The following is a 528-nucleotide window of genomic DNA, read 5'->3' as shown; positions in this document are numbered from 1 at the left end:
GTGGTCCGGCCCGAGGCGTCTTCCGCCGGAGCCGGCCCATGAACCAGGCTCTGGTCATCCTTTATGCGCTGCTTTGCCTCGCCTTGTTGATCGGCGGTCTGGGGCGGCGCGGCGGCATCTACGAGTATCCGTTCCTCGCCAGCGCCATGTCGGTTGCGTTCATCTTGCCGCAGTTGCCGGGTCTGACGGACAACATGTTCCTACCGGAGAATGGCTTCGCGCGGACGCTTGTGTTCACGACCGCCTGCCTCGGGATGTCGGCCTTCGGCTGGCGCTGCTCCGCCAGACCATTGCTGCCACGGCCGATCCCGCTGAACGAAGGCCGCCTGCTCCTTGCGGCGGCCGCCCTTTCCGCGGCTGGCGCGGGCTTCTACGTGGCGGTCGGCCGGTTGCCGCCGGATACCGTGGTCTCGACCGCGATCAGCGGCGTTCCAGTCGTCCTGCTGTTCTTCTCAAAGATGCTCGTCTTCGGCCTCGCGATCGCCGCGCTGTGCGCAGCGCGCCGGCCATCCTGGTTCGCGTTCGCGA

Annotated in this window: 1 protein-coding gene; it reads left to right on the top strand. The window is 67.4% G+C overall.

Annotated features, from left to right (window positions below):
* Positions 1-38: 38 nt before the first annotated feature.
* On the top strand, positions 39-528 hold a 490-nt coding region (locus ACKAE7_RS21225), incomplete at its 3' end, for a hypothetical protein (RefSeq protein WP_408980254.1).

Origin of the sequence: Pseudarthrobacter sp. NKDBFgelt (assembly GCF_046097905.1) — a bacterium.
GTDB classification, from domain to species: Bacteria; Actinomycetota; Actinomycetes; order Actinomycetales; family Micrococcaceae; genus Arthrobacter; species Arthrobacter polychromogenes.
The sequence above is the reverse complement of the archived record's forward strand: the minus strand, read 5'-3'. Positions and strand labels throughout refer to the sequence as shown.